Here is a 20987-nt window from a genome sequence, read left to right as displayed (position 1 = left end):
GTCCTCGGTCAGGGGTTTACTTGTATTCGATCAGATGCATGTCGCGCCGTTGCAGCAGGCGCGCGTAATAGGTCAGCGCGCCGATCACGTTGGGAAATTTCGAGATGGTCAGTAGTAGGGCATGGCGCATGGCCTCGCGCGCGGGCAGACCGTCGCGCATCAGCCCTCGGGTTGTCCGCAACCAGCTGAGTTCATAGACCGTCAGCACCGCCACCGTCAGCAACAGCCCGGCCAGAACCGTTCCGGCCAAGGCCATGATGATACCGGCCAAAGCCACAAGCGGCAGGATCACCCCGTAGAACAGTACGCGCCGCCGTTCCGGCCGAAAATGCTGTGGATGTATCCGACCGATCTGGGCGAAGGCATGGCCCGCACGGACCGCGCGCTGCCACCATTGCGAAAACCGGGTCATGGCGGCGTCGTGGCGGGTCATGGGTTCTGGTAGACGTTCCAGACCCCATCCAGCCGCAGCAAGCCGCAGGCAGAATTCTTCATCCTCGCCGGCGATCAGGGCCGGGTTCAGGCCGTCCACAGCCTCGAACGCGGTCCGTCGCACCAGCATGTCACCCCCGCAGGCGATGATCGGCCCGGCCGGGCGGTGCCATTCCATGTCACACATGGCGTTGTAGATGCTGGCCTCGGGTCCGATCTCGGATCGCCATCCGGTCACCAGACCCAGTTCGGGATGCGCGTCAAGATGCGCGCGGGCGGTGTCGATCCAGCCATCGACCACGGCGCAGTCCCCATCGACGAACTGCACAAGGTCGGGCCGGGGGCTGTCCTGCATCAGCGCCGCGAACCCGGCATTGCGGGCGCGCGCGGCGGTAAAGGGCCGGGTCATGTCCAGCTCGACCACGTCAACCCCAATGCCTCTGGCAAAGGCCACGCTGTCATCGCTGGACCCGCTGTCCACATAGACGACGCGCCCGACCTGACCGACAAGCGAGGTCAGGCAGCGTTGCAGCCGCTCCCCCTCATTGCGGCCGATGGCGACGGCGGCGACGGTTGATGGCGGTGTCTGCGGCTCTGTCATTGGCAAAAATCAACCTTGAATAGCATTCTTCGATTCACCTGTTGACTGTTCCGGCAAGGAGGCGTGACAAACTCTTGAATATGGCGCGGCATATTAAAAAACTGACCGGTTTCAAACATCTCATCCTGTCAGTATTGTGTCACAGTTAAAACGGTCAAGTGGATAGAACCCCCTGAGGCGATGCCATTGAATCTGCCTGGGACAACCGTCTGCATTGCATTCAAAACCGGCAGCGCGGAAATTGCTGTAAATGTTGCGACTGGCAGTGCAGTTGATGCCGTACTGCCGACAAGACTTTCCCAAGGGGTGGTTTTGCACTGGTGTCGCTCGGTGCCCTGAAACGGCGCCAGGATGCAGATCCCTGAACCACCAAATGATGTATAGCGAAGCCTGGCCTGAGTTCAGCCGTCACCATGCTAGCGCAAACATAGCGTGCGGGCTGCAGGGCCCAGGCCGTTGAATTCAAGCCAAGGCGGTGTTACCTGTACCTCACGAGCAAAAAAAGAGGCCGATCCGATCCGAGGAACGTGATCGCGGCCTGCCCTGACGACGGGCCCTTCATCAACGTCAAAAAGACGTGGTGCCGGGCTGGGGCGGGCGCGGAAAAAAACAAAGGTGGTTCACGACCGACGGCCGGAAAGACAGGCCAAATTACTGAAATTGAACGATGATTTGATGGACAAACGCCAAGGCGCAGAGACGGGACGGGGTCAGGACCTCCCGGATAGACTGCCCTGAAGCTGTGCGCCGGGCTCGCGCCCGGACCGTCCGCAAGCCGCGTTCCTGCTGCTGTCCCGCTACAACCCTACAGGTTGTGGTGCGATACTCCATGTTTTGCGCCCAAAAGCTGTTTACTCTTTATCCGATAGCCTATTAAAGTTCTTCGCAAGAACTCGCTTTCCAAGGACTGTCTGCCGCCATTTGCGGCGTGTGTGTGTTTCTATATCTGGTGTTTATTGTGTCGACGGTCCCTTCGGAACAGCCTCGACAAAAAAGTCTGACGGCGGTGTCAGGCCTGCCAACCTGGGATGTGGAGAAAACCATGCGGAAATTGATCGGTTCACTGATGATATCAGCCTTTCTTGCGGGGTGTACGCAAGGCTATACCGAGTTCCCGATCGATGCGAACAAGCAGGCCGAATTGCCCGCGAACGTGATCGTGACCCGGCTTGACCCCACTAACGTAGCCAGCTTCTCTCAGCCGCGCCGTACGCCGGGATCGCAGGCTGTGCCAGACAGTCAGGTCTGGAACTACCAGATCGGGGTGGGCGACATCCTGAGCATCGACGTCTTTGACCATCCCGAACTGACCCTGCCCGCCGGCCCGATGCGGACCGCTGCTGAATCCGGCTTCCGGGTGCAGGCCGACGGCACCTTCTTCTATCCTTTCGTGGGTCAGGTGCAGGCCTCGGGCCGCGCACCCGAACAGATCCGCGAAGAGCTTCAGGTCAGCCTGGCCGAATTCATCCCCGATCCACAGCTTGAAGTCCGCGTTGCGGCCTTCAATTCTCAGGCGGTCGTGGTGACCGGCGAGGTGGACACCCCCAACCGTCAGCCGCTGACCACTGTGCCGCTGACCCTGCTTGAGGCAGTGAACGCGGCCGGGGGCCTGACAGAGGATGCGGATTCCGCACGTGTCACGCTGCAACGCCGTGGCAAGACCTATAACATCAACTTCGACACTTTCCTGCGCGGCGGGCGTCTGACCAACAACCCGATCCTGATCGACGGTGACACAATTTCGGTGCCGCGCCGCCGCCCCATGGATGCTTTCGTTCTGGGCGAAGTCGTGGCGCCTGCCACCGTGGATCTGTCCGAGGATGATATCTCGCTGACCCAGGCCGTGACACGTCAGGGCGGTCTGGCAGATGTGCGGGCTGATGCGCGCGGTGTCTTCGTGTTCCGCAACCACGGCAATGCGATCAACGTCTACCAGTTGGATACCAGCAGCCCGACCGGCTTTGTCCTGGGCACGAAGTTCATGCTGGCGCCCAATGACGTTGTCTTTGTGACACGCTCGCCGCTGGGCCGCTGGAACGACACCGTCAGCGCCATTCTGCCCACGATCACGGTTGCCGGCGGGTTGGATTCGCTGGCCACAGAGTGATGCGTGATGTTCAACTCGATCCTCGTGGTCTGCGTCGGCAACATCTGCCGCTCACCTGTCGGTGAGCGGCTGCTGCGCCAGGCCATGCCCGAGCTTGACGTGACATCGGCAGGCATCAACGCCCTTGTGGGCAAGCCTGCCGACAAGACCGCCAGCGAAGTGGCGGCGACACATGGCCTGTCGCTGCACGGGCATGCAGCGCGACAGTTCACCGCCGCACTTGGCGCCAGCCATGACCTGATCCTTGTGATGGAACGGGGCCACAAGCGAGAGATCGCCCGCATGGCGCCGCAACTGGCCGGGCGGGTGATGCTGTTCGACAAATGGACCGGAGAGACAGGCATCGCCGATCCCTATCTGCGCTCCGCCGAGTTTCACGAAAAGACATTTACGGCGCTGTCCGAAGCCGCCGATGCCTGGGCGCGGCGTCTAGCGCCGAAGGAGTAGACGATGAACGCACCTGTTGCGGAAGAATATCCGGCGTCACCTGACGCCGATATCGGGCAAATGCTGCGGCAGGTCTGGTCTGGCAAATACTGGATCATCGCCTTTACGCTGATTTTCGGGCTGGCCGGCTTCATTGTCGCCAAAAGCACTCCGCCGACATTTCGCGCAGATGCCTTGATGCAGCTTGAGGATAACAGCGCCCAGATGTCCTTGCCGACGTCAATCCGAGAATTGACCTCGGGTACGCCGCGTAGTGTAACCGAGATCGAGATCCTTTATTCCCGTCTTGTGCTGGGACAGGCCGTGGCGGACACCCGCACGGACTGGATCGCTGAACCGCGCCGCGTGCCAATGGTCGGCGAGGCGCTCAACCAGATGGGTCTGCCGATTCCCGATCTGGAAATCCTGCGCCCTTTCGCGCATCGTGGCGAGCGTATCGAGCTGGACCTTCTGGAAGTGCCGCCTCAATGGCTGGGCCGCCAACTTGTCCTGACGATCACCTCGGATGATGCGACCAGTTTTTCGGTCAAATTGCCGGATGGGCGCGAGATTGCGGGGCAGGTCGGGCAGCAAATCACGGATGCGTTGTTGGGCTTCGGCCTGCGTGTGCGTGAATTGAGAGGCGCGTGGGGGCGTCAGTTCACGCTGGCGCAGATCGACGAAAGCGCCGCGATCATTGGCTTGCGCAGCCGTTTGTCGATCTTTGAACGCGGCGGGCAATCCAACATCCTTGAGCTGTCGCTGAGTGGCGATGACCCGCGCGAGATCGAGCGTGTTCTGCATGCGATCACGCAGGCCTATCTGCGCCAGAATATCAGCCGCTCGGCCGCCGAAGCGCAGAGCAGCCTCGAATTCGTGGAAAGCCAGATCCCCGATGCCGAAGCCGCCGTACGCGCGGCCGAAACCGCGCTGAACGCCTATCGGCAGGCGCAACGGGCGATCGACCTTGGCTTCGAAGCACAGAGTCTTCTGACACAGGTCAGCGCCATCGAGATCGAGTTGCAGCAGCTGGACGCACAGGAAGACGAGCTTTCGCAGCGCTACACGTCAAACCACCCGACCTATCAGCAGCTTTTGAACAACCGCGCGCGCTTGCAGGAACGGCTTGAAACCCTGCGGAGCGAGGTTGGTGAGCTGCCCGAAACCCAGCGCGAAGTCTTCAACCTGACCCGCGATCTGGAGCTGGCCCGCGAAGTCTATGGCCAGCTTCTGAATCGCGCGCAGGAATTGCAGGTGCTGCGCGCCAGCACCATCGGAAATGTGCGGATCGTTGACGTGGCGCGCGTGTCGCCGATCCCGATCGGGCCGCAGCAGAACCGGATCATCGGTCTGGGTGTTTTGATGGGCCTGATGGCCGGTGTGGCGGTTGTTTTCCTACGCCTCTGGCTGCGCCGTGGCGTGCAGAGCGCCGAACAGATCGACGCTCTTGGCCTACTGGTCTTTGCCACCGTTAACGTCGCGCCACAGGCCGAGAACGCGCATAAACGCAAGGGCGCGATCCCGATCCTGGCCCTGACCGATCCCGGCAATCTGGCGGTCGAAGGCTTCCGATCCCTACGCACAAGTCTGCATTTCGCGATGATGGACAGTCGTGCCCATTCCGTGGCGCTGACCAGCCCCGCGCCGGGCGTGGGCAAGTCCTTTACCGCCGTGAACCTTGCCGTGGTGGCGGCACAGGCGGGGCAGCGCGTCTGTCTGGTGGATGCCGATATCCGGCGTGGGTATCTGCGGCGCTATTTCGACATGCCCAAGGATCAACCGGGGCTGTCAGAGTTCCTGAACGGTGACGCCAAGCTGGACAAGATCCTGATGCCGGGACCGATCCCGAAACTGTCGGTCATCACGACCGGGCATTATCCGCCGAACCCGTCGGAACTGCTGATGTCGTCAAGCCTGAAAGACCTCATGGCGCAACTGGACAGCCGCTTCGACCTGATCATCGTCGACACACCCCCGGCTCTGGCGGTGACCGATCCGGTCATCGTGGGGCGTCAGGTCGGGTCTGTCATCGCGGTGGCGCGGTTCGACCAGACCCCCCTGCGCGAGATCGACGCGATGCACAAACTGTTGCGCAGTTCTGGCGTGAATGTCGCCGGGGCGGTTCTCAACGGGTTTGACCCGACCCGCGCCAAGGTGGCTAGCGGTTATGCCTATAGCTACCGCTATGAATACAAGAGCAGCGGTGCCAACTGAGGTGCCGTTCGGCATCTGTTGGTCACGCAGTTTTTATTGAAATCCCGCTTGGTGGGCGCGGATTGCCGCGAAAGCACAGGACACTTTGTGTAATCTATTTTTGGTAGATAAACCTTTGGGGTGACGGGAATGGATCGCAGAACAGTACTCAAGACAGGCGGCGCAGCGGTGCTGGGTATCGCAGGGTTGACAGGCGCTGCTTCTGGAGCGGCAGGTTTGAACCTGAATTCCAACCTTGTCACCGTCGGCAACAGCCTGATCGACCAGAGCGTGGACATGGTGCAAAGCTTTCGCACCGCGCGTCGGGGTCGCGGCGACCTGTCACATCAGACCATTCCTGGCGCACCGATGGCCTGGAACTGGAAGAATGCCGGCACCGCCAATCTGAACGCGCGCGATGTCCTGGCACGTGGCGGTCAGCATATCTGGATGGGGGTTGAAAGCGTGCCTTTCCGTCATGTTCAGGCCGATATCTGCGATATCAACGCATGGAGCGATTGGTATCGGCTGGCCATCGACAACGGTGTGCAACGCTTCTTGCTGTTCGAGGCCTGGCACGACCTGCGCTCTGGTCTCCCAGACTATCAGCCCGAGGACCGCGCCGACCCGGATACTGGCATCCTCTGGCGCGACAGACTCGACTTCGCGCTACCTTTCTGGACGGGCATTGTCGATCACGTGAACAAGACCCGCAGGCCGAGCGAACCTGAAATGCACATGATACCAGGTGGGCAGATGCTTGCGCGGATCCATGACGATATCGCCGCAGGACGCGCGCCAAGCAGCCTTACGCAGATCGAAGACCTGTTCATGGATAATATCCACCCCAATATCCGGGGCCGCTATGCCATGGCCTGCATCATGTATGCCTGCATTTTCCATGATGATCCGAACGGATTGCCACGCCGTACCAAGAATATCTGGGGCCAGCCCTATGATACCGTCGCCGCGGAAGAGGCCGGCTATTTCCAGAAAATCGCGTGGGAGGTTGCGCGGGCAAATCCGATCGCGGGTCTGCAAGCCTGAAGGCCGCACGGGCGGTTCAGGCCGGACTGTGGTGAACGGAAGCTTTCAGTGGCGGAATGGATTGCGGTAAAGTCCGAGTTTCTGCGCGGCGAGCCGCCACAGAACGGGCGGCTCGTGCACCACGTAGCGGTGAAAACGCTGCCTGGGTTCCTTGAGCAGACGATAGAGCCACTCGAATCCCCATTCGGTGATCCAGGCGGGAGGGCGCTTGAACGTCCCCGCCTCATAGTCGATCGTTCCACCCAAAGGCAGATACAACCTGATACCGGGCATCCGGTCCCTGTACCGCATGATGAATTTTTCCTGACGCCCGCCACCCAGGCCGACAAGCAGAACCGTTGCACCCGACGCGTTGATCCGGTCGATCATCCGGTCAATCTCGCCGGGTCTTTCTTCATAATCGAAAGGCGGGGCATCCGTGCCCACGATGAACCGGCGCCCAACCTTCCGGTTGATGTTCTCGGCCGCGATATCCGCAATCCCAGGTTTGCCGCCACACAGGAATACCGTGATATCGGGATTGTCCTTATGTGCCATGTAGAACTTGGGAAAATAGTCCGAGCCTGAGACTCTTTCCTGCACCGGTAAACCAAGAAACTTCGTCGCAAAATACAGGATCTGGCTGTCGCATGTGATCAGGTCGAACTTGTCGAATATCTCATAGAACTCGCGATCCTGCTGGAGCTTCATCAGCATATCGACATGCAATGTCAGCATCGTGCCCTGCGTGAAGCCATGGACCACCTCATCCATGGACACATCGTGCACATATGCATTGAGAACATGAACTTTGGGCCGGACCCCGATTCCGGGGATCATCTGTTGTTCCAACATTCCGCCTCCGTCAGCCATGGTCGTCAAAGCCCCCCCATATAGTCACGCACCAGATCGCGGGTATTGCGGATATTACCCCGCGACGAAGCGCCAAACACGATGGATTCAACGCCTTTCAGCCCAGCCACCCATTCGATCGCCTCGCGGGCGGGAATGGCGCCAGACGCGAAGACAGACATCGCGATTGCCCTGATTTTCCCGGATTCCAGCACATTGCGGTATTGATCCAACCCTCCGCACATGCGGAAGCCCACCTTGTTGATGTTCGAGCAGATGATCGGCTGCGAAATCCCCTCGCTTGCCAATGCGTCTGCCAGCATGGGCAGGTTCATGGTGATGAAAGCCGGCTCTGCCTTGTACTTGGCCCGGATATGGTCGTGGAACACCCGGAATGCCTTGGTATAGCCCATCCCCAACAGCAGATCGGTAAAGACATTCTGCATGAACACGACAGGGGTGCTCAGACCCGAAAACATCTTCATCTCGGCGTCAATGAGCACTTTTGCAATTCCGTCTGCATCCTTGGTCGCCAGCGCGGTGCCGGACCGCATCACGGTTTTCAACAAGCCGTCTTCCGGCATGAAATGCGTCAGAGCCCCCATCATGCCGTATTCAGTGACGGCATTTGCGTATTTATGGGCATAGGGCATACAGGGATAGAACTGGAAGTCAGCATAGCGGTCCGGATTGGCGCGAACCACCTTGCAGACCTCGGCGATGCGATCATGCGTGGTGCACATGAACGTACGGATACCTTCGTCATAGGCGGCGTCCAGCACCTCCATGATCGCTTCGGTGTCTCGAAAGCGGATCGCTTGGGCGCGGGCCTTTTCCTCGGACATGTGATTGATACCGAAGAACTGGTTGTCACCGAAAAGCAGCTTGTGCATCATTGATCCTCTCAGGTCCGGATTCCGAAGAACCAACTGCGTTTCTGCGTCTTGCTGGCCGATTCCTCCGTCTGACGCACAGGCTGTTGAACGCCGGCTGAATCCTGAACGATCATGTCGATGGTTCGGTCAGTGATCGCAGCCGAACGAAAGTCATTCTCGGTGGCATGCGGGCGTCCGTCACGGATTGCTTCCACGAAGTCGGCGATCTGCGCTGAATACTCTTCGCCGCGCAGATAGAACCAAGGGTCCCGAGTCAGTTCCGTCGTGTTTTGCAGGTTCCATCCCTTGCGCATACCAGGCAGGGCGGGATGCTCCTCACGCAGGTAAGTCTGACACTCCTGTCGGTCTGCATTAACCCGTCCGCGGGTACCGATCATCTCGATCCGCGTATACATCTTGCGATAGGAATCGTCGGACCAATTGACCGAAACCTGCGCCAGCACACCTTCGGGAAAAGACAGGGTCGACATGACCTGATCGTCGGTTTCGGTCGAGAAGATGGGCAACAAGGCGGATCCCGCGACATGTTCGGGCGCGCCGAAGATCCAGTTCAGCAGATTGAGAGGATGCGCCGCATAGTCATAGAGACATCCGCCGCCCTGCAACTTTTTGGTGCGCCAGCTTTGCTTGCTGGGTCGCAACACAACCGGTCCATAAGCCTCGGCTTTGACATGTGTAATCTGCCCCAGGGCGCCACTGGCGGCGATTTCCTTCATCCGACGGAAGGCACCGACGTAACGATAGTGATAGCCGACCTGATTTATCAGACCTTTGGCTTCAGCCACAGCGCTCAACTCCTCTGCCTCGCGCCAATCAAGACAGAATGGCTTTTCGCAGAAAACATGGATCCCACGATCCAGAGCAGCCCGGACCATGGTGCCATGCAGGCTGGAGGGCGTGGCGATGATCACCGCGTCCAGCCCAGCAGTGTCCAACATCTGTTCATAATTGGAATGGATCGTCGTCCGCGGCAGTTGCTTGCGCAGGACATCGGCCAGAAAACCGGGCTGCTCGCAGGCCACGGTTTCGGTATCGGGATGAGCGTTGACGATCGCGAAATGGGATAGACCCATCTTTCCCAGCCCGACAACGGCTATTCGCACTTTCTTGTCTATTCCCGATAGCACCTGCTTCCCATCCTGACTTCTTAGTGAATTTTCTCAGTTCGTTCTCGACGTGAAATGCTCTACCATGAATTGATCCATGATTTTGACAGTTTCACGGCATGCGCGCAGCGGTTTGTTGTCTTTCGACTGTGCCCAGCCTCTCGTGGCCTGTCATGGCACCCCGGTCCGAGGCATCCCCTTCACCACCTCCCAGACGACCCGCTGCATCAGGGCAGCGGCGGCGGGATCTGGTGCATTGGCCGGGGTGCCATCTGCGCGCAAAAGCGCATGGGGCAAGCCTTCGGGCGAGCGTTGGTGGATCACCGCGTAGTGGGTCAGGGCCACCAGATAGAGGCCCTGATCGCTCAGATGGATGTCATCGCCAAACAGGTCGGTGCGGTTCATCAGCCCGGGCAGGCCGGGTCCCGCTTCGATTTCGCGCACCAGACGCGCCATGACCTGACCGGCCGGGATCAGGTGGATCGGACGCGTCATCCCCTCATGCGCGAGGGCGCGGCGCATGATCTGCCCTTCCCAATAACGCTTCAGATCCAGATCAACACGTTCCAGCCAGCCCTCGGGATCGCTTAACGGATGCCATGTCTCATAGAAATAGACGCGGGCGTCAGGGTTGGCATCCCATGTCGCGCGGGCGAAGCGATGCAAATAGTCATGAGTTTCCATATACTTGATTGCATCACGAATCTCGACCATCTCGGTCAGAACGACCGCGTCATACTCGCCCGACGCCACCGCCTCGCGCGCGGGGCGATAGCGCGGGTGGGCGTTCTCGACCTCGAAGCCGTTGACGGGAACATCCGGCTCCCAATGCGATTTCAGCGAGGCACCCCAGCCCAGTTGCGATTCATAGCCACCGTCATCTGCCCCGGACAGCTGCGCCAGCATCGCAGGCATGTCGCGCCCGATCAGGCTGTGGCCAATGAAATAGATCCGCTTGGGGCCGGGGCTGACTGGCGCGGGATCGGCGTAAAGCGCATCATAAGCTGCCATATCCAGCGGACTGGGCCGCTCGCAACGCGGCAGACCCAGACCGGCCAGAACCAACATCACCAAGGCAGAACTGCGCAGTTTCAATCGGTCAAACATTTATCCTCCCATAACCGTCAGCGGCCAGTCCCGGTGTTCAGCCAGCAGCGAGATCGTCAGACCTTCAGGCGTTTTTGTGCAGATGAAGATCCGTTGTGCCATTTCTGTCCGTCCTGGTTGTCTATTCGTCAAGATAAGATAAGGGCGCCCTCTCGCAAAGGTGGGCGAAGCCTCAGTTCAAGGGCTTTGTGGCACGAAAAAGCCGCTCGTCGCTCAGTACGGCGCCGGGAACGGTGACGGTCAGACCCACATCCCGCAGCAGACGGCAAATCGACGAGGCCAGGGGATAGATGGGGCGCGAGGTGGTCGTTCCGCTACGCGCAGCAACCACCCGATGCCCCAGCGCCATATAGCCAAGCGTATTGACCAGCGTCACAAGACCGGGCCGGATCACCGAAGGTTTTCGGGGCAGATCAGACATCACCTTACGCATGAACTTGCCCAACACGCCACCGACCAGGATCAACTCCCCGCCCGGTCGCAGCACGCGCGCGGCCTCGGCAAAGGCGGGGGCAAGCTCCATGTACTGATGGGCGGACACCAGGAGCACCGTGTCAAAGCTGCCATCCGCATGGGGCAGGGCTTCGGCCCGGCCGGGGCCATGCCGCGCGGCGGGCAGGCCCTCGCGCTGGCGCAGGATTGCACCCATTTGCCGGTAGATCGCTACCGGCTCCAGACCTTCCACCGATTTGACCAAGGGTGAGAGGGACATCAGATTAGCCCCCATGCCCGCGCCGATCTCAAGCACGGCCTTGCCGTGAAAGGCGGTCTCGGTCAGGGCCTCGGTAAACCCGAGAAACGGCAGACGCCGCTGCCGTTCCACCCAAAACTTGTATTCCCGGCAGGAATCCGACACCAACCAACCAAAGCCGGTCAACGTGCGGGTGCCGGGCAGGATCCAGCCCATTGCTTCGACAATGGAAAGGGCCTGATCATCCTCGACCGGCGCGCCGAGGTTCAAGCCGGCCAGACAGGCTATCAGGCGCTCTGAATCCTGACCCAGAAACAGCGCCTGCGCCTTGTCGAACGATACATCATCGAATTCCATCTACTCACCTTCACTGGAAAGCCTTCCGCACATCAGCCCGCGGTTGGCCTGTTCATACTGCGGCCATCCGGCCCTTGAGATAGGCCCAGTTGCTGGCACACATCGCGCGCAGGTCATGCCGGGCCTCAAAGCCCAGCACCGCGCGCGCACGCTCCGTCGCGGCATAGGAAACAGCCGCATCACCCGGCCTGCGGTCCACGATCCTGTAGGGAATGTCACGCCCCGACACCTGGGCATAGGTGCGCAGCACCTCAAGCACGGAATATCCTTTGCCCGTGCCTAGATTGACCAGATGGCTGCCGCCATCGCCCATCAGCGCCTGAAGCGACAGCACATGCCCGCGCGCCAGATCCTCGACATGGATATAGTCACGGATACCGGTTCCATCCGGCGTAGGCCAGTCGCTGCCAAAGACCGTCAGCTGCTCCAACTGTCCGGTGGCGACGCGTCCGATCACCGGCACCAGATTGCCGGGAGGCTGACTGGGATCCTCGCCGATCAGGCCCGACGGATGCGCTCCTACCGGATTGAAATAGCGCAGGATGCCGATCTGCATCGCGGGATCGGCGCGACCCATCGCAAGCAGGACATTCTCGCCGAACACCTTTGTCTCGGCATAGGGGTTCAGCGGCGCGGCGGGTGTGTCTTCGGTGATCGGCATCACCTCGGGCATTCCGTAAATCGCGGCGCTGGAGGAAAAGACGATGCGCCTCACACCGGCCGCGCGCATCGCCGCCAGAATGTTCAAAAGACCGGTGCAATTGGTCTCATAGTAACCCAGCGGATCGGCAACGCTGTCCGGCACGCTTTTGCGCGCGGCAAAATGCACCACCGCGTCGAAACCGCCGCGCGCAACAATTCCTGCAACGGCGGACGCATCCCGGATATCGGCACGTTCGACCGGGATAGGGCACCCGGCTATCTGCTCCAGCCGCGCTGGGACATCGGCTTGCGCGTTCTCGAAATTATCAAGGATCGTCACTCGAAACCCCGCCACCAGCAGCGCGAGACAGGTATGCGAACCGATGAAACCCGCGCCCCCGGTCAAAAGGACATGCGGCCTGTCAGCCATCCGGGTCATTGAGTCGCCCCGATCCGACGCAAAACGGCCAGGTTGACCTCGGGCTGATCCACGATCACCTCGAAATTTTGGTTGAAATCACCGTCTGGCAGCTCCGCCCAGCCGGTCAGCCCGTTCCAGTCAGCCAGATAGACGATCTTGCTTTTTACGGCATATTCCAGCGCTTGCCCCTTGGCGCGCAACTCGGCCAGCGCCTCGGGATTGACCTTGCCATCGAGGTTGATCGTGCGGTCATGCCAATAGCCCAGGGTGCCGGTCTGCACCGCACCGACCCAGACCTCGTCGGGGACATTCTCCTCGATCCAGGATACGACCTGAAAATGCCCCTGGGTGAAGCCGGGCAGGAACGGTCGCACCCAAAGCGCGGTGGACAGCAGAAGCGCCATCATCCCGAAGCCGGTCGCGAGGCGTGCGGCATGGGCGGGCACGACCCAGCGCAGCAGGTCCAGCAGGACCGAGGCTGTCGCGATGATCATCAGCGGCGCGATGGGGGCTAGATAACGGCTGAGGAAATGCGGCGCGCCGAACAGTAGCCCGTAGTAAAGCGACAAAAGTAGTGCCTGCACCGCATAAGCCGCCAGCACATAGCGGATCACGCCGCCGCGCTGCCATGTACGCCATGCAAAGACCGACAGGATCACCATAATCAGGGCTGACCCGCTGATGATCACCAGGGGGTTGGTTTCCAATGACGTCGGAACCGGCAACATCGGAAAATGGTATTCAAACAATTTCGACGGAAGGAGCGGCAGGTTCTGTCCGAAGTGAGCGCCCAGCGATTGCGCCGTACCGCTGATCGGCACGATGGATCCGAACAGGATCTGATTGTTGATCAGCCAGGGTGCCGCGAAGACAAGGCTGAGGATCCCCGGCGGCACGATACGCGCGAAACTGGCGATAAGACCCATTCGCAGATTGGCCAGATTGAACAGGAACCAGAAGCCGAAGACCCCGATGCACAGGAACACCGCGTCATTGCGCGACAGGAAGGCCAGGCCACACAGCGCGCCAAGGATCATCCGATCCGAAAGCCGAGCGGCCTCGCCCTTGTCCAGGACACGTGTGAACCAGACCAGCACCACCAGGGTGGCCAGCGTGTAAAGCCCGGTTTCCAACCCGTTCATTGTGTGCCGCAGCAGCAGCGGTCCGGTGAACCACAGCCCTGCCACCAGCCAGGGCCAGGCAGGATTGTCGTCCTGCCGCGCGAAAGACCGCACCGCAAGCGCCCGCAGAGTCAACGCTGCCGCCAGCGCGATGGCCGCAGATATCAGATGAATCCCGATCAGGCTGCTGACCTTGTCGCCGCCGGTGATCAGGTAGGGCAGGGTAAAGATATAGGTGGCCAGTGGCTGCACGCCATTCGTGTCGATGGTGCCTTCGGATACCGACATGCCCAGGCCGGTGGCGATGTTCCGCGCCACTGTCAGCATCAGATAGCCGTCCTCGGTCATGAAGACTTCAGACAGATACGGCTGCCCCATAAAGACAGGCAGAATACGATAGAGCGTGGCCAGCACCAGAAGGATCAGGACAAGGCGGATCAAGAAGCTCTGTGACATGTAATCTACTCCAGTCCGTCAGAATTCAGAAACGCAGGCGCATGAAGATACGTTCGGGCACGTGGGTAATGATCCCCATGATAACCCGCCACAGCGGGTCCACATGGACGGGGCGCCCCTTGTCGAGCGCGCGCAGGATGCGCGCGGCCAGCGCCTCGGGTGTGGTGGTCAGGCGTGCCGGCAGGTCCATGCCCTGGGTCATGGCGGTGGCAACGAAACCGGGGCGGACCGTCATCACCAGCAACGGCCGGCGCGCATATTTCTGGCGCAGACCTGACAGATAGGCGGTGAACCCCGCCTTGGCCGATCCATAGACATAGTTGCGCGCCCGTCCCCGGTCGCCTGCGACAGAACTGATCCCGATCAGCGCCGAAGACATGTCCGCTGCATCCAGCCGGCGCGCGACCTCTTCGCAGAACAAGGCCGGGCCGGTGAAATTCGTGGCAAAGACCTGCATTGCCAGCGCAGGGTCAGCGGCATTGGAATCCTGATCCCCCATCAACCCAACGGCAGAGATCACGATCCGCGGCGCAACAGGCAGCGATGACAGCATGTCCGCGAAAGTCTCGGGTCGGGTCACATCAAGCTCGTGCAACGAGACAGGAACGCCATGCCGCACGGCGAAATCGTCGCGGTCCCGTTCAAGCCTGTCCACCTGTCGCGCCGCCAGTTGCAGCGGGTGCCCCCGCGCCGCCAGCGCATGGGCCAAAGCCCGCGCGATATCGGACCGCGCCCCCAGCACCAGAACCGGTCGATCGGCATTGCGCTGGTCTTTCGGCGCCGGATAGGAAATCGATGTCGCGGGCACTGTCACAGGCGAAGTCTCCTTGATTGGGTGGATTGAAGTTGCGGGGCGCGGCAGGCTTGCAGCGCCGCAACCCCCTCGGGATAGCTTGCGTGCATCATTTCGGGCGTCATCCGGCTGTCCTTGGCCAGATAAAGCCGTCCACCTGCGGCGCGCGTCATCGCGTCCAGCCGGTCCATCAATCGCAGCGCGGCATCGCTGATCGGGAAATCCAGCGCCAGCGTATAGCCGGGACGCGGAAAGGACATCGGCCGGTTGGCGGCGGCTGCTCCGAACATCTTGAGGACCGCCAGAAAAGACCCCTGACCGGCGTCGCTGACCGCCTCTAACATTTCCGCCAGCGTATCGGCGGCGCTGTCCGGGGGCAGGGCGCATTGATATTGGGCAAAGCCTTTGCGCCCATAGATCCTGTTCCAGTCGCGCAGCGCGTCCAGCGGATAGAAATAGCGATCCCAGTCCACGACGGCGTGATCCGGCCCGCGTGAACCCGCCCGGAAATAGCCCGCGTTGAAGGCGCGGACCGTCCAGCGGTTCAGACTGCAAGACGGCGCATCAAGCGGCACCTGTCGTAGCGCTCGTCGTTTGGGTCGCAACGGATCCGCTTTCTGCGCGCCCGTCAGATCGCTGACCCGCGCATGTTCCCCCAGATAGACAAGGGAGCGCCCGCGCGCGGCCCCACGGGCCAGACAGTCAATCCAGGCGACCGAATAGGTGCTGTCGGGATAATCCTCGAAAGCACGCATCGCCGCCTCCAGATTTGAGGCGACGACCCGCCGCTGTCTGATATAGCCGGTCTCGACCCGCCGCAGCCGGATAGCGGCGCGTAGCACGATCCCCGTAAGGCCCATGCCGCCAAGGGTCAGGTTGAACAGATCGGGGTTTGCTTCAAGGCTACACCGACGCTCGACCCCATCTGGACACAGCAGATCGAACCACGCGACATGATCGCCGAAAGAGCCGTCCACATGATGGTTCTTGCCATGTACATCTGCCGCGATAGCGCCACCCAAGGTGACGAACTTGGATCCCGGCGTAACCATCGGGAAAAAGCCGCGCGGAAGACATGCATCAATCACATCAGCCAGGGTAGCGCCCGCTTCGGCAACCAGAATACCCGTGTCAGGATCGAACGAGAGCATCCGGTTCAGCCTGCGCATGTCGATCACCCCGTCAGGGTTGATCGCGCTGTCGCCATAGCTGCGACCCATCCCGCGCGGAATGGCCGAGGTCAGTTCCGACAACACGGCAGGCACCGCCACGGGGTCGCGCGGCTGCGCCACGGCGCAGAATTCGCGCGGATAGCGCCCCCAGCCGGAGATCTCTCGCCTGATCATCCGGCCCCCACGCGAAACTGTGAGCCGGCCTGTGCGGGGCCAAAGACAAACCGCTTGTCCAGCCGATATTTCACCACATAGCCGATGGCCAGCCCGACCGCCCCGCCAACGTAGAGCATGAGGCGCGTGCCAAAGATCGCGAAGGCGATGCTTTGCACGCCCCAGAAGATCACGGTCGTCGCGACACCCATCAGCGTGTAGAGCGAGAATTGCCTTCCATGCGCCGCAAGACCACGGCTTGTGTCGAAAAAGATCCACCGCTTGTCGAGCAGGTATTTCACCACAAGACCGACCCCGGTCCCAAAGACCAGTGCGACCCAATAAGCGATGCCGCCCAGACCTGCGAGCGGGGGAAGAACCGCATGAACAAGCGCCTGCGCCCCAAGGTTGGCCGCCGCCGCCAATATACCGAAAAGGATATAGAAAACGGCAATACGCATCGGTGCGCTCATGCCAGTGTGGCGGTGATGACTACCGCTATACATAACAGAATGATGATCAGGCTGATCCGGTCCCGCGCAGTGTAGACGATGGGATCGTCATTCATATACCCGCGATGCGTCATCATAACCATCCGGCTGATCCAGTAGAGCAGCAGAGGGCAGATCAGCCAGAGAAACTCGGGCCGGTTGTAAAGGCCGCGCACATCGGCGCTGTTGATATAAAGCGCAAACACCATCACGGCAGCATAGCCCGCCGAGAGGGCCATGCCGCGCAACACGGGGAGGTCCTCTGTCTGATAGGCGCGTCCGGCTGCCTTTTCCCGCCCGTCGCGGAGCTGATCCATCAGCTCGGCCTGACGTTTCACGGCAGCCAGCGACAGGAACAGGAACATTGAAAAGCCCAGCATCCATGGCGACAGAAGCACGCCAGTCGCCGCAGCACCCGCAATGATCCGAAGCGTGTAAAGACCCGCCAGCGTCAGGACATCCACGATCAGCTTGCGCTTGAGCCAGAGCGAATAGAGGAAGGTCGCCAAGTAATAGACCAACAGTACAGCCAGAAAGGCGGGCGGAGTGAAAATGACAGCCACCAGTACAGCGGCCAGCAATAGGCCCGCGCCGACCATGACCCCCAGCATGACCGGCACATCGCCCGCCGCGAAAGGGCGGAACCGCTTGCGTGGGTGCTCTCGGTCGGCCTCAAGATCGACTAGATCGTTGAAGAGATAAACACTCGACGCCAGCAGGCAGAAGGCGACAAAGGCCGCCACCGCCTGTCCGACCAGACTGGTATCATGGGCCGCGGCCATCGGCAGAAAGACAAGAAAGTTCTTCAACCACTGATGCGGACGCATCGCGCGAAGCAGGCCCTTGCCCAGCGACCCCGTGCCACGGGGCAGATGCACCGCCTGCGCGTCCAGCGCAGCGGCCTTCTGGCGCAACCCGTTGTCCGCCGCCACGGTGATCACGCGCCGCGCTCTGGTCCAGACATCCAGATCGACACTGCGGTCCCCGGCATAATCAAAGCCGGATTCGCCAAAACGTTCGACCAGCAGGTCGGCCTTGCGCGCGCCGCCCAGATTGACGCCATCCGCGCCATCCGCACCGCCCGTGCCGATCGCCTCATCGAAAATCGCCAAATGATCCGCCACGGCATTGACCTGCCGCTGGTCCGAAGCTGAAACCAGAACGACTTTGCGCCCCTCGGCCCGCGCGGCATGGGCAAGATCCACTACATCCTGATTATAAGGCAAAAGAGCGCCCGGCACGACGTAATGATCGGCCACCGCCTTCTTGAAGGCAGCCTTGCCCTGCAGCAGGGCGACCAGGACGGATGGCAGAGCAAGCGGCTTGTGCGCGACCACACCCACCAACGCCTCGTGCAGGGTATCGCTACGACACAACGTCCCATCCAGATCAAGCACCAGCACCGCGCGCATGTCAGGACCATTCTGGTCCGAAAACTCGGCATCGGGCCGCATGGGATCGGAAAGCGGATTCAGCAATGTAGGTCCTTAAAAAGGGTTCATGGTTTTCAACGCTATCGGGCGCAAAGGCCCTCACTGGTCAAAGTCAAACCACCCGGCTGGGCCGGGAACCGATCAAGGAACAAACTGCGAGTACTCTATCATGTTAAGAGTTTTGAGCACCACAGTCAGTCGCATAAAGACGCAACAAGACCGTTTGGTGTCCAGTGTTTGACCACAATTGGGATGTGTCGTGGTCATTGTTATGAAAACTGGGCAAATCTGCACACGCATAACGGTTTGATTCTTGTCGGTCCCCTGTTGAAAGCAGCCTTGGACGGGTCCGTGAATTGTCCATAAAATGACTTTTTTACAATACCTTAAGACTTCCCTGCATGTCTGTTGCGGTCGTCGTCGACTTCACAAAGGGTTTGCAAATTGCCTGTCTGTTCAACATAGTTGAGCATAAGAAATCGCCCGCTTGGCGCAATTTTCCTCAAGTCAAATAGACACACATGAAGATCTTAAGTCACAGGGGTTTCTGGCATTCGGTAGCCGAGAAAAACACGCCTGACGCGTTCATTCGTTCATTCGATGAGGGCTTCGGGACGGAAACCGATTTGCGCGACCTGAACGGACAGCTTGTCATCGCGCATGATCCTGCAACGGACGATGCCATGACCGCTGCCGACTGTCTGGCCCTGCACCAGAACCGCGACCCGGCGCTGCCACTGGCGCTGAACATAAAGGCCGATGGATTGCAGAAGATGGTCGGCGCATTGCTGGAAGAATTCGCCCCATGCGATGCCTTTGTCTTCGACATGTCGATTCCCGATATGCTGCACTGGTTGAACGCAGGGGTGCCTGTATTCACCCGCCACAGCGATATTGAGCCCGAGCCGCTTCTGGCTGATCGCTGCGCCGGGATCTGGCTGGATGCCTTCGGGTCCGACTGGTGGAACGCCGACACGATCCGCCGCCATCTGGATGCCGGTCGTCGGGTCTGCATTGTCTCGCCCGAGTTGCACCGGCGGCCGCATCTGCCCGTATGGGACAGGCTCGCCACGGCCGCGGACCTGCTGAACAATGACGACGTGATGATCTGCACGGATCATCCGCAAACCGCAAAGGAGCACTTCGGTCATGCCCATTGAAGCTGTGATCTTCGATATGGACGGCGTCCTGATCGACGCCAAGGAATGGCATTACGAGGCGCTCAACCGCGCTTTGGGCTATTTCGGCTACACGATCTCGCGTGCGGATCACCTGACGACGTTCGACGGACTGCCCACGCGCAAGAAACTTGAGATGCTGTCAGCCGAGCGCGGTCTTCCGCGCGGGCTGCACGGGTTCCTCAGCGACCTGAAGCAGCAATATACGGTCGATCAGGTCTATCTGAAGTGCAAACCCATGTTTGTGCACGAATATGCGCTTTCGAACCTTAAAGCGCGGGGCTACAAACTGGGCCTTGGCTCGAACTCCATCCGCTCGTCGGTCGAATTGATGATGGAGAAAAGCAATCTGCGGCAATATCTGGACATCATGGTCAGCAACGAAGACGTGACCAAGCCCAAACCGCACCCCGATATCTACCTCAAAGCAGCAGCGGAATTGGGACTGTCCCCCGATCACTGCCTCGTGGTCGAGGACAATCCCAACGGCATCAAGGCTGCCGAAGCGGCTGGCTGTCATCTTCTGGTGGTGCAGAACGTTTTGGACGTGCAACTGGACCGCCTGCTGCAAGCCATCCAACACGCAGAGGAGGCCATGGCATGAACATCCTGATCCCGATGGGCGGCAGCGATGAGAGTTTCCGCCAGCAAGGCTATGCCTATACGAAGCCCCTGATCGAGATCGCGGGCCGTCCGTTGATCGAACATACGCTGACACCGTTCAAACCGCTGACGGATGCGAAGATGATCTTCGTCATTCGCAAGGAAGACGATCTGCGTTTCTACCTGCGCGAGGTACTGCATCTGCTGTCCCCCGGAGCCGAGGTGATGCGCGTCGATGGCCCCACCGCAGGCGCCGCTTGCACCGCGCTTCTGGCCATCGAACATATCGACAATGATCAGGAATTGCTGATCGCCAATGCCGACCAGATCCTTGATTTCGATCTGAAGGCCGTGCTGGACAAGTTCCGCACCCGGTCTCTGGATGCAGGAACGGTGGTCTTCGATTCCGTGCATCCGCGCTGGTCCTTCGTGCAGACGGACGAAAATGATCTGGTGATCGAGGCCGCCGAGAAACGCCCGATCAGCCGCAATGCGACGGCCGGAGTCTTCTATTTCCGGCAAGGCCGGTTCTTCATAGATGCTGCCAAGAAGATGATCCGCAAGGATGCCAGCGTGAACGGCGGTTTCTTTGTCTGCCCCAGCCTGAACGAATTGGTCCTGGCGCAGATGAAGGTCGGTGTCGAACGGATCGACCGTAGCAGCTATATCTCGCTCGCCACGCCACAATCTGTCGAGGAATACGACAACCTTCTGAAAGCAAAAGGGTGAT

Annotated in this window: 19 protein-coding genes; 7 read left to right on the top strand and 12 right to left on the bottom strand. The window is 60.3% G+C overall.

Features of this window, described 5'->3' with window-relative positions:
• Positions 1–16 precede the first annotated feature (16 nt).
• Positions 17–1033 (bottom strand): glycosyltransferase, encoded by a 1017-nt coding sequence (locus ACFQ3C_RS10475; protein WP_380791442.1) that lies wholly within the window; start codon positions 1031–1033, stop codon positions 17–19.
• A 1066-nt stretch (positions 1034–2099) separates the two neighbouring features.
• On the opposite strand from ACFQ3C_RS10475, the gene ACFQ3C_RS10470 reads away from it, so the two are divergent.
• The 4 genes from ACFQ3C_RS10470 to ACFQ3C_RS10455 all read left to right on the top strand — a co-directional run bounded on the left by ACFQ3C_RS10470 (position 2100) and on the right by ACFQ3C_RS10455 (position 6806).
• Complete coding sequence (locus ACFQ3C_RS10470; RefSeq protein ID WP_380791440.1) at positions 2100–3140, top strand: polysaccharide biosynthesis/export family protein; 1041 nt, start codon at positions 2100–2102, stop codon at positions 3138–3140.
• A 6-nt stretch (positions 3141–3146) separates the two neighbouring features.
• Positions 3147–3587: an arsenate reductase/protein-tyrosine-phosphatase family protein gene (locus ACFQ3C_RS10465; RefSeq protein ID WP_380791438.1), complete on the top strand. Its 441-nt coding sequence runs from the start codon at positions 3147–3149 to the stop codon at positions 3585–3587.
• 3 nt (positions 3588–3590) lie between these two features.
• A complete protein-coding gene (locus ACFQ3C_RS10460) occupies positions 3591–5780 on the top strand; it encodes a polysaccharide biosynthesis tyrosine autokinase (RefSeq protein ID WP_380791436.1) in 2190 nt (729 codons plus the stop codon).
• 129 nt (positions 5781–5909) lie between these two features.
• Positions 5910–6806, top strand: a complete 897-nt coding sequence (locus ACFQ3C_RS10455) for a hypothetical protein (protein ID WP_380791434.1) — start codon at positions 5910–5912, stop codon at positions 6804–6806.
• 45 nt (positions 6807–6851) lie between these two features.
• On the opposite strand, the gene ACFQ3C_RS10450 is transcribed toward ACFQ3C_RS10455, so the two are convergent.
• The 11 genes from ACFQ3C_RS10450 to ACFQ3C_RS10400 form a co-directional block, all read right to left on the bottom strand.
• Entirely contained in the window at positions 6852–7640 is a 789-nt protein-coding gene (locus ACFQ3C_RS10450) for a WecB/TagA/CpsF family glycosyltransferase (protein ID WP_380791432.1), read from the bottom strand.
• 23 nt (positions 7641–7663) lie between these two features.
• Positions 7664–8530: a hypothetical protein gene (locus tag ACFQ3C_RS10445; protein ID WP_380791430.1), complete on the bottom strand. Its 867-nt coding sequence runs from the start codon at positions 8528–8530 to the stop codon at positions 7664–7666.
• A gap of 11 nt (positions 8531–8541) precedes the next feature.
• Entirely contained in the window at positions 8542–9636 is a 1095-nt protein-coding gene (locus tag ACFQ3C_RS10440) for a Gfo/Idh/MocA family protein (protein WP_380791428.1), read from the bottom strand.
• Between the two features lie 174 nt (positions 9637–9810).
• The gene (locus tag ACFQ3C_RS10435; RefSeq protein WP_380791426.1) at positions 9811–10707 is read right to left on the bottom strand and encodes a hypothetical protein; all 897 of its coding nucleotides are present in this window, start codon (positions 10705–10707) and stop codon (positions 9811–9813) included.
• A 211-nt stretch (positions 10708–10918) separates the two neighbouring features.
• Positions 10919–11794: a class I SAM-dependent methyltransferase gene (locus ACFQ3C_RS10430; protein WP_380791424.1), complete on the bottom strand. Its 876-nt coding sequence runs from the start codon at positions 11792–11794 to the stop codon at positions 10919–10921.
• A 52-nt stretch (positions 11795–11846) separates the two neighbouring features.
• Entirely contained in the window at positions 11847–12866 is a 1020-nt protein-coding gene (galE, locus tag ACFQ3C_RS10425; RefSeq protein WP_380791422.1) for a UDP-glucose 4-epimerase GalE, read from the bottom strand.
• A 5-nt stretch (positions 12867–12871) separates the two neighbouring features.
• Positions 12872–14434 carry a hypothetical protein gene (locus ACFQ3C_RS10420; RefSeq protein ID WP_380791420.1) on the bottom strand — a complete coding sequence of 521 codons (1563 nt, stop codon included), beginning with the start codon at positions 14432–14434 and terminating at the stop codon, positions 12872–12874.
• Between the two features lie 25 nt (positions 14435–14459).
• Positions 14460–15248 (bottom strand): SDR family oxidoreductase, encoded by a 789-nt coding sequence (locus ACFQ3C_RS10415; protein WP_380791418.1) that lies wholly within the window; start codon positions 15246–15248, stop codon positions 14460–14462.
• Positions 15245–16573 (bottom strand): FAD-binding oxidoreductase, encoded by a 1329-nt coding sequence (locus tag ACFQ3C_RS10410; protein ID WP_380791416.1) that lies wholly within the window; start codon positions 16571–16573, stop codon positions 15245–15247. The genes ACFQ3C_RS10415 and ACFQ3C_RS10410 overlap by 4 nt, the downstream gene beginning before the upstream one ends.
• Positions 16570–17013 (bottom strand): GtrA family protein, encoded by a 444-nt coding sequence (locus tag ACFQ3C_RS10405; RefSeq protein ID WP_380791414.1) that lies wholly within the window; start codon positions 17011–17013, stop codon positions 16570–16572. The genes ACFQ3C_RS10410 and ACFQ3C_RS10405 overlap by 4 nt, the downstream gene beginning before the upstream one ends.
• An 8-nt stretch (positions 17014–17021) precedes the next feature.
• The gene (locus tag ACFQ3C_RS10400) at positions 17022–18521 is read right to left on the bottom strand and encodes a UbiA family prenyltransferase (RefSeq protein WP_380791412.1); all 1500 of its coding nucleotides are present in this window, start codon (positions 18519–18521) and stop codon (positions 17022–17024) included.
• 476 nt (positions 18522–18997) lie between these two features.
• Between ACFQ3C_RS10400 and ACFQ3C_RS10395 the strand changes: the two genes are divergently transcribed.
• The 3 genes from ACFQ3C_RS10395 to ACFQ3C_RS10385 are packed head-to-tail and all read left to right on the top strand — an operon-like array spanning position 18998 to position 20986.
• A complete protein-coding gene (locus ACFQ3C_RS10395; RefSeq protein ID WP_380791410.1) occupies positions 18998–19636 on the top strand; it encodes a hypothetical protein in 639 nt (212 codons plus the stop codon).
• A complete protein-coding gene (locus tag ACFQ3C_RS10390) occupies positions 19626–20258 on the top strand; it encodes an HAD family hydrolase (protein ID WP_380791408.1) in 633 nt (210 codons plus the stop codon). Before ACFQ3C_RS10395 ends, ACFQ3C_RS10390 begins: the two co-directional genes overlap by 11 nt.
• Complete coding sequence (locus ACFQ3C_RS10385; protein WP_380791406.1) at positions 20255–20986, top strand: glycosyltransferase family 2 protein; 732 nt, start codon at positions 20255–20257, stop codon at positions 20984–20986. The genes ACFQ3C_RS10390 and ACFQ3C_RS10385 overlap by 4 nt, the downstream gene beginning before the upstream one ends.
• Position 20987: the final 1 nt, after the last annotated feature.

It is taken from the genome of Seohaeicola saemankumensis (assembly GCF_042678485.1).
Taxonomy (GTDB): Bacteria; Pseudomonadota; Alphaproteobacteria; order Rhodobacterales; family Rhodobacteraceae; genus Seohaeicola; species Seohaeicola saemankumensis.
Note: the sequence above shows the minus strand (reverse complement) of the source record. Positions and strands in the feature narration are given on the sequence as shown.

What these genes read in the sequence shown, in the direction of transcription:
- ACFQ3C_RS10475 (WP_380791442.1), bottom strand. Translation starts at nt 1,033, where the DNA reads ATGACAGAGCCGCAGACACCGCCATCAACCGTCGCCGCCGTCGCCATC.
- ACFQ3C_RS10470 (WP_380791440.1), top strand. Translation starts at nt 2,100, where the DNA reads ATGATATCAGCCTTTCTTGCGGGGTGTACGCAAGGCTATACCGAGTTC.
- ACFQ3C_RS10465 (WP_380791438.1), top strand. Translation starts at nt 3,147, where the DNA reads ATGTTCAACTCGATCCTCGTGGTCTGCGTCGGCAACATCTGCCGCTCA.
- ACFQ3C_RS10460 (WP_380791436.1), top strand. Translation starts at nt 3,591, where the DNA reads ATGAACGCACCTGTTGCGGAAGAATATCCGGCGTCACCTGACGCCGAT.
- ACFQ3C_RS10455 (WP_380791434.1), top strand. Translation starts at nt 5,910, where the DNA reads ATGGATCGCAGAACAGTACTCAAGACAGGCGGCGCAGCGGTGCTGGGT.
- ACFQ3C_RS10450 (WP_380791432.1), bottom strand. Translation starts at nt 7,640, where the DNA reads ATGTTGGAACAACAGATGATCCCCGGAATCGGGGTCCGGCCCAAAGTT.
- ACFQ3C_RS10445 (WP_380791430.1), bottom strand. Translation starts at nt 8,530, where the DNA reads ATGCACAAGCTGCTTTTCGGTGACAACCAGTTCTTCGGTATCAATCAC.
- ACFQ3C_RS10435 (WP_380791426.1), bottom strand. Translation starts at nt 10,707, where the DNA reads ATGTTGGTTCTGGCCGGTCTGGGTCTGCCGCGTTGCGAGCGGCCCAGT.
- ACFQ3C_RS10430 (WP_380791424.1), bottom strand. Translation starts at nt 11,794, where the DNA reads ATGGAATTCGATGATGTATCGTTCGACAAGGCGCAGGCGCTGTTTCTG.
- galE (WP_380791422.1), bottom strand. Translation starts at nt 12,866, where the DNA reads ATGGCTGACAGGCCGCATGTCCTTTTGACCGGGGGCGCGGGTTTCATC.
- ACFQ3C_RS10420 (WP_380791420.1), bottom strand. Translation starts at nt 14,434, where the DNA reads ATGTCACAGAGCTTCTTGATCCGCCTTGTCCTGATCCTTCTGGTGCTG.
- ACFQ3C_RS10410 (WP_380791416.1), bottom strand. Translation starts at nt 16,573, where the DNA reads ATGATCAGGCGAGAGATCTCCGGCTGGGGGCGCTATCCGCGCGAATTC.
- ACFQ3C_RS10405 (WP_380791414.1), bottom strand. Translation starts at nt 17,013, where the DNA reads ATGCGTATTGCCGTTTTCTATATCCTTTTCGGTATATTGGCGGCGGCG.
- ACFQ3C_RS10395 (WP_380791410.1), top strand. Translation starts at nt 18,998, where the DNA reads ATGAAGATCTTAAGTCACAGGGGTTTCTGGCATTCGGTAGCCGAGAAA.
- ACFQ3C_RS10390 (WP_380791408.1), top strand. Translation starts at nt 19,626, where the DNA reads ATGCCCATTGAAGCTGTGATCTTCGATATGGACGGCGTCCTGATCGAC.
- ACFQ3C_RS10385 (WP_380791406.1), top strand. Translation starts at nt 20,255, where the DNA reads ATGAACATCCTGATCCCGATGGGCGGCAGCGATGAGAGTTTCCGCCAG.